Source organism: Carnobacterium sp., assembly GCF_040274425.1.
Window position 1 is genome coordinate 1 of the sequence record NZ_JBEMBC010000071.1, and the last position, 14,082, is coordinate 14,082.

Annotated in this window: 12 protein-coding genes; all 12 read left to right on the forward strand. The window is 35.0% G+C overall.

Features of this window, described 5'->3' with window-relative positions; translation table 11 throughout:
* Positions 1 to 574 (forward strand): oxidoreductase dimerization domain-containing protein (locus ABS911_RS11715; protein ID WP_350467738.1); only part of this gene is annotated, 574 nt, incomplete at its 5' end.
* Positions 575 to 807: 233 nt separating this feature from the next.
* Complete coding sequence (locus ABS911_RS11720) at positions 808 to 1,746, forward strand: lactate/malate family dehydrogenase (protein WP_350467739.1); 939 nt, start codon at positions 808 to 810, stop codon at positions 1,744 to 1,746.
* A gap of 17 nt (positions 1,747 to 1,763) precedes the next feature.
* Positions 1,764 to 2,045: a UPF0223 family protein gene (locus ABS911_RS11725; protein WP_350467740.1), complete on the forward strand. Its 282-nt coding sequence runs from the start codon at positions 1,764 to 1,766 to the stop codon at positions 2,043 to 2,045.
* A 70-nt stretch (positions 2,046 to 2,115) separates the two neighbouring features.
* Complete coding sequence (locus tag ABS911_RS11730) at positions 2,116 to 2,904, forward strand: inositol monophosphatase family protein (protein ID WP_350467741.1); 789 nt, start codon at positions 2,116 to 2,118, stop codon at positions 2,902 to 2,904.
* Positions 2,905 to 3,226: 322 nt separating this feature from the next.
* Positions 3,227 to 5,068, forward strand: a complete 1,842-nt coding sequence (typA, locus tag ABS911_RS11735; RefSeq protein WP_350467742.1) for a translational GTPase TypA — start codon at positions 3,227 to 3,229, stop codon at positions 5,066 to 5,068.
* A gap of 258 nt (positions 5,069 to 5,326) precedes the next feature.
* Positions 5,327 to 6,496: an FtsW/RodA/SpoVE family cell cycle protein gene (locus tag ABS911_RS11740; RefSeq protein WP_350467743.1), complete on the forward strand. Its 1,170-nt coding sequence runs from the start codon at positions 5,327 to 5,329 to the stop codon at positions 6,494 to 6,496.
* A 109-nt stretch (positions 6,497 to 6,605) separates the two neighbouring features.
* A complete protein-coding gene (locus ABS911_RS11745) occupies positions 6,606 to 10,037 on the forward strand; it encodes a pyruvate carboxylase (protein ID WP_350467744.1) in 3,432 nt (1,143 codons plus the stop codon).
* Between the two features lie 104 nt (positions 10,038 to 10,141).
* Positions 10,142 to 11,332: a CAP-associated domain-containing protein gene (locus tag ABS911_RS11750; protein ID WP_350467745.1), complete on the forward strand. Its 1,191-nt coding sequence runs from the start codon at positions 10,142 to 10,144 to the stop codon at positions 11,330 to 11,332.
* A 61-nt stretch (positions 11,333 to 11,393) separates the two neighbouring features.
* Positions 11,394 to 11,705 (forward strand): YlbG family protein, encoded by a 312-nt coding sequence (locus tag ABS911_RS11755; protein WP_350467746.1) that lies wholly within the window; start codon positions 11,394 to 11,396, stop codon positions 11,703 to 11,705.
* 107 nt (positions 11,706 to 11,812) lie between these two features.
* On the forward strand, positions 11,813 to 12,385 hold the full coding sequence (gene rsmD, locus ABS911_RS11760) for a 16S rRNA (guanine(966)-N(2))-methyltransferase RsmD (RefSeq protein WP_350467747.1): 573 nt from the start codon (positions 11,813 to 11,815) through the stop codon (positions 12,383 to 12,385).
* Positions 12,378 to 12,866, forward strand: coding sequence for a pantetheine-phosphate adenylyltransferase (coaD, locus tag ABS911_RS11765; RefSeq protein WP_350467748.1), 489 nt, complete (start codon positions 12,378 to 12,380; stop codon positions 12,864 to 12,866). Before rsmD ends, coaD begins: the two co-directional genes overlap by 8 nt.
* A 49-nt stretch (positions 12,867 to 12,915) precedes the next feature.
* Positions 12,916 to 13,959 carry a SepM family pheromone-processing serine protease gene (locus ABS911_RS11770; RefSeq protein WP_350467749.1) on the forward strand — a complete coding sequence of 348 codons (1,044 nt, stop codon included), beginning with the start codon at positions 12,916 to 12,918 and terminating at the stop codon, positions 13,957 to 13,959.
* The last annotated feature ends 123 nt before the right edge of the window (positions 13,960 to 14,082 follow it).

Below are 14,082 nucleotides of genomic sequence, written 5' to 3' on the forward strand. Positions count from 1 at the left end.
CACAGATGAACTAGGTTTAGAATCAACTGGTGTTGAAATGAATGAACGTGGACTTGTTAAAGTTGACGCTCAAGGTCGCACAAATGTGAAAAACATTTATGCAATCGGAGATATCACACCAGGAGCAGCTTTAGCTCACAAAGCTAGTTATGAAGCAAAAATTGCTGCTGAAGCAATTTCTGGTAAAAAAGTAGCTATTGATTACAGAGCTATGCCTGCTGTTGCCTTTACAGATCCTGAACTAGCGGTTGTTGGTTATACAGCTGCAGAAGCTAAAGAAAAAGGATTAGATGTGAAAACTTCTAAATTCCCATTAGCTGGTAATGGACGCGCATTGTCTTTAAATGCTACTGAAGGTTTTGTTCGTCTAGTTACAACTAAAGATGAAGGTGTTATTGTAGGAGCTCAAATTGCTGGTGTTAGTGCTAGTGATGTAATTGCTGAACTTGCTTTAGCAGTTGAGTCAGGGATGGTTGCAGAAGATATTGCTTCAACCATTCATGCTCACCCATCTTTAGCTGAAGTATCTATGGATGCTGCTGAATTAGCTTTAGGTTTACCAATTCACGCGTAATTATTAAAAAATCTACTGTTTTTGTAGTCGTCTTAATTGACCCAATTAAGACGTGTCCATACTGAAAAAGAGCTTCTCATTCTGATTTGGAATGAGAAGCTCTTTTTTTTTTTAACTAATTAAAAGTTCGTTATACCCACTTTAACTGGTTAGTTTGGTATACTAAGATTGTTAGGGTTGGGTTTATTATAATAAATAAAGGGAATCACATTTATAAAGTTGGGGGAGATCAAATGAAAAGTGATAAAAAAATTATAGTCGTTGGATCAGACGATATCGCCTATCATTTTTGTTTTTTAAGTATGACAACATTAAATTTAAAGGAAGTTTATCTGTATCCATTTCCAATTACTCAAGAAGATAAAACGAATGATTTGCAATATGCTTCCGAGTTATTTCCTATGAGTAAAATAAAAATAGGCAATGAAAAAGATTATGCAGATGCTGATGTTTTAATTTTAACTGCAAAAGAGAATCGACTAGAAAACGAACCAGATTCAGAATATCTTAGAAGAAATATTTTATTGGTACGTAAAACGATTAATCAAGCAATGGCTTCAGGTTTTAGTGGATTAATTGTTGTTGCGAATAAATTAGATGATTTGTTTACATACTTAGTTTGGAAATTTTCTGGTTTGCCAAAAAATAAAATTATTGGATTAGGAACATACATTGATACAGTTTATTTCCAAAAATTATTAAGTGAAGCGCTAGATGTTTCTTTTAATGAAGTTAAAGGGTATATTATCGGAGGAAGCAGCCCTTTGCAAAAAACGGTTGCATGGAGTCGTTCAAGTATGGGAGGAAATTCAGTATTAGGTTTAACAATGGATCCCGATACCAATTTTAACCAAGATGATATAAGTATAATAGAGGAAAAAATAGCTAAACGGAATCGAATGAACGAAAATAAAGAATTGACATTAACAACTGCAACAGCTTTACTTGAATTGGTCCAGTATATTTTAACAAATAAAAAGGCCATCGTACCAATTGTTCACCTTATGGATATAGGTGAGTTGAAAGATATACCTTTATCTATACCTGTTATATTAGGAGAGAACGGTATAAGACAAATTGCTGGATTGAATTTTTCTGAAACAGAACAAAAAAGTTTATTAATCAGTGCTAATGAAATAAGAATCCAACTGGATTGGGTTGAACAAGGATAATTATGGAGGTCAAACTAATGGAAAAAAGTTACAGTTACCCAATTGATTACGATTGGACTAAAGAACAAATGGAAGATGTAGTGAATGTATGGCGTATGGTAGAATTAGCCTATGAAAAAGGAATCGACCGTGAAGAGTTTTTATTGAAATACAAAAAATTCAAAAAAGTTATTCCTGCTATTGGTGAGGAAAAAAGATGGGGTAAAAAATTTGAAGATATCTCAAATTATTCTCTTTACCGTGTGGTAAAAGAAGCACAGGCCTCTACTAAAAAAAACATTCACTTAACGGAGAAATAAATACTCTGTATTTTAGTTGTTTTTTTTGATAAATTATATTAAATTATTTCTTGAAAGGAAGTGAATTTTTTTGGATCAGTTTATAGAAAGAGACCAGTTAATCAAAGAATGGATTTATGAGGCTGCTAAGACAATAAAAACTTCATTTAATGCTGAATTAGATATTCAGCAAAAATCGAATCGTAATGATTTAGTAACCAATATGGATAAAACTATAGAAAAACTGTTTATCGAAAAAATTCAGCAGTTTTTTCCTGGAGAGCGTATTTTGGGAGAAGAAGGTTTTGGAGATAACGTTCAAAATTTAGATGGTGTGGTATGGATCATAGATCCAATCGATGGAACTTTAAATTTTATTAAACAACAGTCTGACTTTGCGATCATGATAGCTATTTATGAAAATGGAAAAGGACAAATGGGTTATATCTATGATGTCATGCAGGATAAGCTGTATTCAGCTCAAAAGGGTAACGGAGCCTATTGCAATCAAACCCTTATCCCAGTAGTTGACGATAAACCATTAAAAGAAGGTCTAGTGGCTATAAGTAGCGCATTGATGTCCAAAGAAGAAGGTTTGGCAAGGATAGTCGGTAGAGCAAGTTCTGGTGTTCGTTTAATTGGATCAGCAGGTATTGAAACTGCACATGTTGTTTCTGGAAGGCTGGTAGGGTATCTTGCCGCATCGCTCGCACCATGGGACATCGCGGCTGGTAAAGTAATTGCTGAAGAAGTGGGGTTAATTTATACTAAGTTAAATGGAGATAGTATTGATTTGTTGAAAAAAAATGCTTCTCTTGTGGCTGCACCTCTAGCTCACGAAGAAATTATTAGTCTATTGAGTGCTGAAAATAAAGCTTGAGGATCGAAAAACGATCACTTTCCTTTAATAAGTGATCGGTGACTGTCCAATCAAAAAGTTATCTGTGAATCGTCTAATAAATAAATCGCTTACAACGAAAAAGTTAAAAATAACCTGTCTTTTTTCTTTTCAATTCTTTATATAAGTGTTAGAATGGATAAGTTGATAGTTGTCTTCATAAGTTTTCAATGCGTTTTCATTAAAGAATTGCAAAAAACTTATGAATAGTTCAAGTGCGAAAAATGTATTGGACAATTGTTTATTCGTAGATAGCGATTCAGTAGCATTGAAATAACAAGAAGAATCTTGGAGGAATACATGAATGAAAAATAGAGAAAATCTTAGAAATGTTGCCATAATTGCCCATGTCGACCATGGTAAAACAACCTTAGTTGATGAATTATTAAAGCAATCAGACACATTAGGCGCGCGTAGCCAATTGGCAGAACGTGCAATGGATTCAAATGCATTAGAACAAGAACGCGGAATTACAATCTTGGCAAAAAATACAGCCGTAAAATACAAAGATACTCACATCAATATCATGGACACACCAGGCCATGCTGACTTCGGTGGAGAAGTTGAGCGTATTATGAAAATGGTTGATGGTGTAGTTTTAGTTGTCGATTCTTATGAAGGAACAATGCCACAAACACGTTTTGTATTGAAAAAAGCTTTGGAACAAAAAGTTGTTCCTATTGTTGTAGTAAATAAAATTGATAAAGATTCAGCTCGTCCTGCAGAAGTAGTTGACGAAGTACTAGAATTATTTATTGAATTAGGTGCAGATGACGATCAATTGGACTTCCCAGTCATTTATGCTTCTGCTATGAACGGTACGTCGAGTTTATCAGATGACAAAAATGACCAAGAACCAACGATGTCTCATATCTTTGATACGATTCTTGAAAAAATCCCTGCTCCAATTGATAACTCTGAAGAACCTTTACAATTCCAAGTATCATTATTGGATTACAACGATTACGTTGGTCGTATTGGTATCGGCCGTGTATTCCGTGGGACAATTAAAGTTGGAGATTCTGTAACTCTAAGTAAATTAGACGGATCAACTAAAAATTTCCGTGTAACAAAACTTTTTGGATTCTTTGGTCTAGAACGTTTAGAAATCCAAGAAGCTAAAGCAGGAGATTTAATTGCGGTTTCAGGTATGGAAGATATTTTCGTTGGAGAAACAGTTACACCAGTTAATCATGTTGATCCATTACCAATTCTTCATATTGACGAACCAACATTACAAATGACATTCTTAGTTAACAATTCTCCTTTTGCAGGTCGCGAAGGTAAATGGGTTACTTCACGTAAAATTGAAGAACGCTTGATGTCTGAATTGCATACAGACGTTTCATTACGTATTGATCCTACTGATTCACCAGATGCTTGGATTGTTTCAGGTCGTGGAGAACTGCATTTGTCAATTCTTATTGAAAACATGCGTCGTGAAGGTTATGAATTACAAGTTTCTCGTCCAGAAGTTATTTTGAAAGATTTTAATGGTGTTCAATGTGAACCATTTGAATTGGTTCAAATTGACACACCAGAAGAATATATGGGTTCAATCATTGAATCTTTAAGTGCTCGTAAAGGTGAAATGACAGATATGGTCAATAATGGAAATGGTCAAGTTAAATTGACTTTCTTAGCTCCAGCTCGTGGTTTGATTGGATATTCTACTGAATTCCTTTCAATGACTCGTGGATACGGAATTATGAACCACACATTTGATCAATACTTGCCTCGTCTAAAAACTAAAATTGGTGGACGTCGTAATGGTGCTTTAGTTTCAACTGAAACAGGTAAAGCAACAACTTACGGTATTATGGGTGTAGAAGATCGTGGAACGATCTTTATTGAACCAACTACTGAAATTTATGAAGGAATGATCGTTGGGGAAAACTCTCGTGAAAATGACATTACTGTAAATATCACGAAAGCTAAACAAAAAACTAACGTACGTTCTGCTAATAAAGACCAAACTAACGTAATCAAAGCACCTCGTCATTTGACACTTGAAGAATCATTAGAATTCTTAGGTGATGATGAGTACTGTGAAATTACTCCAGAAAGTGTTCGTTTGCGTAAACAAGTCTTAAATAAAAACGAACGTGAAAAATCTGCTAAGAAAAACAAAGCATCACAAAATTAAAACTAAAGAGACAGCTCCTAAAAAATGATTGATTCATTTTTTGGGAACTGTTTTTTTTTTATAGCTACTTCCCACTAAAACAGGAAATAGGCCAAATTAGTGTCCTTTGTTATTGTTGGATGGATAGTTTGTTGCTATAATAATAGTGTTGCGTAATTTGCAACTAAAGTACGATGGATTAAGACTTGATTGAAATCTAATCAATACAGTATTAAAATTATAAATTAGGGAGGCTAAAGGCTTCTTTTAGCCGTAAACATGAGAAAATTTAAATATCTTGATTACTATATCTTTATCCCTTATTTAGTTTTATCCATAATAGGGATCTTAATGGTTTATAGTGCTAGTAGCTATGTTGCTATTAGTCAGTATAATAATTCTCAATTTTATTTTACCAGACAAGCCGTTTTTGTCATTTTGGGCTTAATTACAAGTATGGTTGTTTTTTTATTCAAATATAAACTATTAAAAAATAAACGCTTTTTAGTTGCCGCTAGCGGTTTTGTCGCGCTACTGCTGGTCTACTTATTTTTCTTTGGTACAGTAACAAAAGGAGCAAAAGGTTGGATATTTATTTTGGGGTTTAGTTTTCAACCGGCTGAATTTGCAAAAATAGTTGTCATTTGGTATTTTGCTTATATATTTTCAAAAAAACAAAATCAACTCGTGCATAATTTTAAAGAAACGGTCACTCCACCACTAACTCTCTTTGCTTTTTATTTAGTATTGATTCTTTTGCAACCCGATGTCGGTGGTGCTTCTATTTTACTTGTTACAGGGACTATTATGATTTTAGCAAGTGGGGTGTCAATAAAATTATCAGCGGCTGTTGGAGCAGTAGGAGTTGCTTTAATAGGAGGTATACTTGCACTTGTACGTGTATTTGGTATGAGCCTACCTTTTTTAGAGAAATACCAATACGACCGATTCTTAGCTTTTTGGGATCCCTTTGCCGTTTCTGAAAGTGCAGGGCTTCAATTAGTGAATTCCTATTATGCTCTACGACGTGGAGGCATTTTTGGAGTAGGAATCGGGGAAAGTATTCAAAAAACGGGGTATTTACCGGAACCTTATACAGATTTCATCATGTCTATTATTGGTGAAGAAATGGGCTTGATTGGTATATTAGTTATTGTCGCATTATTTAGTTTACTGATTTTACGTATTTATTTAGTCGGTATTCGAGCAAAAGATTCATTTGGATCATTAATTTGCATCGGTATCGCAACAATGTTATTAGTTCAAGGTCTTGTTAATTTAGGCGGAGTTATTGGCTTAATGCCTATCACAGGAGTAACCTTTCCATTTATCAGTTATGGAGGTTCGAGCACGATTGTTTTAACGATTTCTATTGGCTTGGTATTAAATGTTAGTGCTACAGATAAAAAGCGCAATCAACAAATTTTAGAAAAAAACAACAAAAATTAAATGTGTTTACTGAATGTGGTAAACAATTTGTTTACAGTACTGTTTTTTTTTAAGATAAGTTGCATCCTGCCTATTAAAAAGAAAAATTACGAAGATTAGGAGTGAAATGATGAAAAAAGTATTAGTAGCGAATCGCGGTGAAATAGCCATTCGTATTTTTAGAGCTTTAACAGAGCTAGCTATTGAAACAGTAGCTGTTTATGCACAAGAAGATGAGGGGTCTGTTCATCGTTTTAAAGCTGATGAAGCTTATTTAGTAGGCAAAGGAAAAAAACCTATTGATGCTTATTTAGATATTGAAGACTTGATTCGTATCGCTAAAGATTCTGAAGCAGATGCTATTCATCCAGGATACGGTTTTTTATCTGAAAATATTGATTTTGCTAGACGTTGTGAAGAAGAAGGAATCATTTTTATTGGACCTAAACTACACCATTTAGATATTTTTGGAGATAAGATAAAAGCAAAAGAAGCTGCAATCGCGGCGGGTATCCAGTCTATCCCAGGATCAGATGGTCCAGTTGCCGATTTAGAAGGCGTAAAAGAGTTCGGAAACCTATATGGATATCCAATTATTATTAAAGCTGCTCTTGGTGGAGGCGGACGTGGAATGCGTGTAGCCAACAGCGAAGCAGATGTAAAAGATAGTTTTGAACGTGCGCAAAGTGAAGCTAGAGCAGCATTTGGTAGTGACGAGATTTATGTAGAACGTTATATTCAAAATCCAAAACACATTGAAGTACAAATCTTAGGGGATACACATGGAAATATCGTTCATTTATATGAAAGAGATTGTTCTGTTCAACGTCGTCATCAAAAAGTTGTAGAAGTTGCACCATGTGTGTCTATTTCAGAAGAGTTGAGAGCTAAAATGTGTCTATCTGCTGTTCAATTGATGGAGCATGTTGGTTATGTGAATGCTGGAACAGTAGAATTCTTACTAGAAGGCGATAATTTTTACTTCATCGAAGTAAATCCTCGTGTACAAGTTGAACACACCATAACTGAAATGATTACGGGTATAGATATCGTTCAAGCTCAAATTCTAATTGCCCAAGGGAAAGATTTGCACAAAGATATTCAAATCCCACAACAAAAAGATATTCCGTTGATTGGTGCTGCCATTCAATGCCGTATCACTACTGAAGATCCTATGAATAATTTTTTGCCGGATACAGGTAAAATCAACACGTACCGTTCTCCAGGTGGGTTTGGTATTCGTCTAGATGCAGGAAATGGATTTCAAGGGAGTGTAGTCACACCTTTCTTTGATTCATTGTTGGTTAAAGCTTGTGTCCATGCTACTACGTTTGAATTAGCGGTACAGAAAATGGCTCGCTCGTTAAAAGAGTTCCGGATACGCGGAGTAAAAACTAATATTCCCTTTATGCAAAACGTTATTTCACATCCGGTTTTTCTATCTGGTGAAGCTAAAACAACGTTCATTGATACTACACCTGAATTGTTTAAATTTTCAAAAGTCAGAGACCGTGGAAATAAAACAATGCATTACATCGGAAACATCACGGTCAATGGATTTCCTGGTATTGAACAAAGAGAGAAAAAATTCTTTGAACCTGCAAGAAAGCCTGCGAAGTTACTAACATTAGACAATGACTACGTAAGTGCAAAAAATGTCCTAGATAATAGTGGTGCAGATGCTGTAGTGGAATGGATTAAAAGTAAAAATGAAGTGTTGCTGACAGATACCACTTTTAGAGATGCACACCAAAGTTTATTAGCTACTCGCGTGAGAACACAAGACTTCTTAAATATTGCTGAAGAAACTCAAAAAGGTATTCCACAGTTATTTTCTTCTGAAATGTGGGGAGGAGCTACATTTGACGTAGCTTATCGCTTTTTAAATGAAGACCCTTGGGAAAGATTAGAGAAATTACGTAAAAAAATGCCAGATACATTATTCCAAATGTTATTCAGAGGCTCCAATGCTGTAGGATATCAAAATTATCCGGATAATGTTATTGAAGCGTTTATTCAGCAAGCGGCTAAAAATGGTATTGATGTGTTCCGTATTTTTGATAGTTTGAACTGGATCCAACAAATGGAAAAGAGCATTCAAAGTGTACGTGACGCTGGTAAAATTGCAGAAGCAACTATTTGTTATACTGGAGATATCAATGATCCTAAGAGAGATAAATATACAGTTGACTATTATAAAGATATGGCTAAAGAATTGGAAAACCAAGGTGCTCATATTATTGCGGTTAAAGATATGTCTGGCATATTGATGCCGCAAGCTGCTTATCGCTTAATTAGTGAATTAAAGGAAACAGTAAATGTTCCAATTCACTTGCATACACACGATACGAGCGGTAATGGGATCTTTACTTATGCTGCAGCTGTAAAAGCTGGTGTGGACATTGTAGATGTGGCTATGAGCGCAATGAGTGGAGCGACTAGTCAACCAAGTATGAATAGTTTGTATTATGCATTGTTGAATGCAGATAGAGCCCCTGATATCACTATTGAGAACGTGCAACAAATTAATCATTATTGGGAAGATATTCGTGCACATTATAGTGATTTTGAAGTAGGAATCAGCGCACCTTCTACCGAAGTGTATCAACATGAGATGCCAGGTGGACAATACACCAATTTGCAACAACAAGCTAAAGCAATTGGATTAGCAGAACAATGGGATGAAGTTAAAGTAATGTATGCAACCGTCAACCGGATGTTTGGAGATATCGTTAAAGTAACGCCTTCATCAAAAGTGGTTGGAGATATGGCTTTATTTATGATACAAAATAAATTATCTGAAGAAGATGTATATGAAAAAGGAATGGATATCGATTTTCCTGAGTCTGTTATCAGTTTCTTTATGGGTGATTTAGGACAACCGACTGGTGGTTTCCCTGAGAAACTTCAACGTATTGTATTAAAAGGCAAAGAACCGATTACTGTTCGCCCAGGTAGTTTAGCTGCACCAGTCGATTTTAACGAAGTCAAAAAAGAGCTAGCTGAAAAAATTCAAGCAGAACCTACTCAAGAAGATGTGCTTAGTTACATCATGTACCCTCAAGTATTTTTAGATTACCGTAATAATCTAGAAACTTTTGGAGAGGTAACGCTTTTAGATACGATGACATTCTTCCATGGTATGCGAACTGGAGAATCTATCGAAGTTCAGATTGAAAAAGGGAAAACATTGATTATAAAATTAAATCAAATAGGTGAACCCAATTCTGAAGGGATGCGTATTTTATACTTTGATCTAAACGGTCAAGGAAGAGAAGTAGTTGTGAAAGATTACAGCATCACAAGTACAAAAGCTGTACGGAAAAAAGCTGAACCTACAAATAAAGAACATATTGGGGCTACTATGCCAGGATCTGTACTGGAAGTATTGGTACAAAAGGGCGATCGTGTAGTACAAGGACAGCCTATTATCATCACAGAAGCAATGAAAATGGAAACAACGATCAAAGCCAATGTCGAAGGAATAATCGATCAGATTTATGTTGCAGATGAGGATGTTATTGAAACAGGAGATTTACTGATTGAAGTGAAAGCTAACTAGAACCGAATAGATTGACGAACAAAGTAATACTCATTTTAATGATGATAACTAGCACTAAGGTTCAATTAAAATGATTTAGCTACCAAATTGAGGAGGCTAAATGAGTGAAGACATTTTTAAGATCTTTGCCGCTGATTTTCATTATGCTTCTGGCTACTTATTGGTTGCCAGAAGTCATTTCAAGAAATCCAGCAGACATCATCACGCCAAAAGAAGAAAGTGAAACTATTCAATCTGAATCTTTTGATTATCAAACAACAGATTTAGAGCCTGAACAGCTTCCAATTGCAGGTTTAGGCAGTTATGTCGGTCAAAATATTGCAGCTTTTACCGAAAAATTTGGCGATCCAATGCGAATCGATCCAACTGTTTATGCAGAAGAACGCTGGATATTTGGAAAAGATGAAACAGATTATGCACAATTAATAGTAAAAAATGGCATAATCACAGACTTATTTGTATTGGGATCAGAATTAGATGTAGCTCCATTTAAAATTGGCATGTCCATTACTGAGGTATTTCAATTAGCAAGTTTTTATCCAACTTATTCTGTAGAGAATCAAGGGGAGCAAGTTACCTTAGAATTAACAGAAAGTGATTTAAACTATCGACCTTTGATTGCTTTTGACAACCAAACATTTGCTGTATTAATGATGGATCGTTCGACCAATCAAATTATTGCTGTTCGTTATCTAGACTCAACATCGCTAATTCGTTTAGGGGTCTATGATGATGGTTCAAAAAAACATTTTATTCCCTCTTTTGAGGTAGATGAAATAAAACAAGATGCCATTAATGAAACTAATCAAAAACAAGTGTATGAGATATTAAATATCTTACGACAACGATATGAACTTTCTGCGCTAACTCCCAGTGATGCTTTAACTAACGTAGCTGAAACTATTTTTATAAATCAAGAAGAACAAATTATTGCGGATCGTCAAGCCAATAAGGAAAGTAGTTTTTCAGAAGCGGAAAGCTCCGACAAAGCAATTATGAATCAGAATTCTTCAATTGATACGTTTATTCTGGATGACAAATCTAACTCTATTGATGAGCAGACAAATCAAACCTATCAAACACTAACAAGTGAGCAGATAGAGCTTACCTTACAAGAGACAGAGTTGGAGTTAAATGAGGTACGTGTGTTGTATTCGATTCAAGAAACAGATGTTGCATGGCTTGCAACCAACTGGTTCAGTCTTGAAATTGAACGAAATTTCTTGATGGATGCTGGTATGACAGAAATAGGACTAGCTTATCGTGCGAATGATATGCTGCTGATCCTTCATTAAATAAGACATTTTAAAGAAAAAAAGCAATACGGTTGAAATTACTAAATCAAGGAGGGGTTATATGGAATTAACTACAAATGAGAGACAAGGGATCATTGTTTGGGTTTATAGTTTAAGACATTTTAAAACACTTAAACGGTTTGGGTTGATTCACTATGCTTCTAGACGGATGAAATACGTTGTGATGTATATCAATCAATCCGATGTAGAAATGACGCAAAAAAAATTAGCTGACTTACATTTCGTTCGAAAAGTAGAGTTATCCTATAGACCGTTTATTAATTTAGATTTTAAAGATTTTTTTGGAAAAGAAAAAAAAGATGTTGATGAAGAACAAATAGAAGAAAACATGTCTAACGAGATTGTATTCTAACTAAAATGCTAAATAAGTCGATACTATAAGTCCATCGGCTTATTTAGCATTTTATAGTGTGAGAAGGTTTCTTAAGCGGGAAGTTAATCTGAAAGGAAGTTGTAAGTATGCGTATCATTACAGGAGAATATGGAGGCAGAAAATTAAAAGCTGTCCCAGGAAACAATACCAGACCCACAACAGATAAAGTAAAAGAATCTATTTTCAACATCATAGGACCTTATTTTGACGGTGGAAATTGTTTAGATTTGTTTGCTGGAAGTGGAGGACTAGCTATCGAAGCAGTTTCCCGCGGTATGGATAGTGCCGTACTAATTGACCGTGATCCTTTAGCCATCAAAACAATAAAAGAAAATATTAGCGTAACAAAAGAATTAGAAAAATTTGAGATTTATCGAAATGACGCCAATCGAGCAATCGACTTATTAAGACGGAAGAAAAAATTTGATCTCTTATTTTTAGACCCTCCTTATGCTAAACAAGAAATTGAAAAACAAATTGAAAAAATAGTTGATTCTGATTTATTGAATGACGAAGCCATTATTATCTGTGAGTTGGACAAGCGGACCCAATTAAATGAGAATATTGGTGGAGCAAAAGTCTTTAGAAAAGAATTTTACGGGGCGAGCCAAATCGTAATGTATGAATACACTAAGGAAATGGGGAAGGAAAATGACTAAAATCGCTTTATTTCCTGGAAGTTTCGATCCATTTACTAATGGCCATCTCGATACAGTTGAAAGAACCTCAAAATTATTTGATCAAGTTGTCATTGCTGTTGCGACTAATACGTCTAAAAATGCTTTATTCTCTCTAGAAGAAAAAATGACATTTATTAAACAGGCTGTCGAACATATTGAAAATGTCAGTGTAACGGAACATAGTGGTGGGCTGACGGTAGAATTAGCAAAAAAAATCGGAGCAGTCACTTTGGTAAGAGGACTACGAAATAATGCTGATTTTGAGTATGAATCTACGATTGCAACAATGAATAAAATTCAGCATAAAGATATTGAAACTGTATTTTTAATGTCAAATGAAAAGTACCGATTTTTAAGCTCAAGCTTAATTAAAGAAGTGGCAATGTTTGGTGGCGATGTTTCCAGTCTTGTTCCCACGGGTGTTAATGAGGCCATTATAGAAAAATATGCTAAAATATAATAACCCAGTCAAATTGTTAGTAAATCTAGGTATATAGAGGGTGAATGGAATGAATACTAAAGAAAAAAAGAGTCGCAAGGGTCTGCTTGTTGCACTGATCGTAATTATTCTTGCAGGAGTTTTTGTCCCTATTCCCTATTATATAGAAGGACCGGGTTCGGCAGTGCAGCTGAACGAATTGGTAGAAGTTGACAACAAAAAAGACCCAGAAGATGGTCATTTTATGTTAACGACCGTTGCGGTCAGAAGAGCGACTCCGTTTACGTATTTCATGAAATATTTGCCTTTTCATGAAGGACTCACCACCGAAGAACTATTTGGTACAAATACTTCTGATGCAGAATACACTAACCTACAGAATTATTATATGACTAGCTCAATCAATTCAGCAATCGAACAAGCTTATGAGGCTGCTGGAGAAGAGTATCAGTTGACGTATAATGGCGTTTATATCATGTCCATTTTGGAAGGGTCTAATTTTGAGGGCAAGTTAGAGATTGGAGATACTATTCTTTCACTGGACGGCCAGTCTTTTGATAGTTCAGCTGAATTTATTGAATATGTTCAACAACAAAAAGTTGATCAAGTCATTGAAGTAACGTATGAACGTAGTGGCGAACAACAAACGACTTCTGGAAAATTAATGGAAATGGAAGAAACTAAAAAAGCTGGACTAGGAATTTCTTTAGTCGATAATACGTCAATTAAAACAGATATTCCAGTATCTATCGATGCTGGAGAAATTGGAGGACCATCTGCCGGTTTTATGTTTGCTTTACAAATTTATACGCAGTTGATTGATGAGGATTTACGAAAAGGAAATGAAATTGCTGGTACTGGAACAATGCAACCAGATGGCACAATTGGCCGTATTGGCGGAATTGATAAAAAAGTTGTTGCAGCCAGCGAAGAAGGAGCGACAATCTTTTTTGCTCCAGATGATACGATCGATCCAGTCATACAAGAAAATTATCCTGAAATGAAATCTAATTATCAAGAAGCACTTGATGCAGCAAAAGAAATTGATACCGATATGAAAATTGTACCTGTAAAAACATTTCAAGATGCCGTTGATTATTTGAAAAATCTATAAACCATTTGATCTAATTAAAAAAATCTATAAAAAAAGCCGAAGACAGTTTAAAATGGACCCTATGTCAAAGACATTTAAAAAAAGAGACCTTATGCAATACCTGATAAAAATTGTTCCCTGTAA

Excerpts from the sequence above, each read along its gene's own strand:
- ABS911_RS11720 (WP_350467739.1), top strand. The coding sequence starts at position 808 with ATGAAAAGTGATAAAAAAATTATAGTCGTTGGATCAGACGATATCGCC.
- ABS911_RS11725 (WP_350467740.1), top strand. The coding sequence starts at position 1,764 with ATGGAAAAAAGTTACAGTTACCCAATTGATTACGATTGGACTAAAGAA.
- typA (WP_350467742.1), top strand. The coding sequence starts at position 3,227 with ATGAAAAATAGAGAAAATCTTAGAAATGTTGCCATAATTGCCCATGTC.
- ABS911_RS11740 (WP_350467743.1), top strand. The coding sequence starts at position 5,327 with ATGAGAAAATTTAAATATCTTGATTACTATATCTTTATCCCTTATTTA.
- ABS911_RS11745 (WP_350467744.1), top strand. The coding sequence starts at position 6,606 with ATGAAAAAAGTATTAGTAGCGAATCGCGGTGAAATAGCCATTCGTATT.
- ABS911_RS11755 (WP_350467746.1), top strand. The coding sequence starts at position 11,394 with ATGGAATTAACTACAAATGAGAGACAAGGGATCATTGTTTGGGTTTAT.
- rsmD (WP_350467747.1), top strand. The coding sequence starts at position 11,813 with ATGCGTATCATTACAGGAGAATATGGAGGCAGAAAATTAAAAGCTGTC.
- coaD (WP_350467748.1), top strand. The coding sequence starts at position 12,378 with ATGACTAAAATCGCTTTATTTCCTGGAAGTTTCGATCCATTTACTAAT.
- ABS911_RS11770 (WP_350467749.1), top strand. The coding sequence starts at position 12,916 with ATGAATACTAAAGAAAAAAAGAGTCGCAAGGGTCTGCTTGTTGCACTG.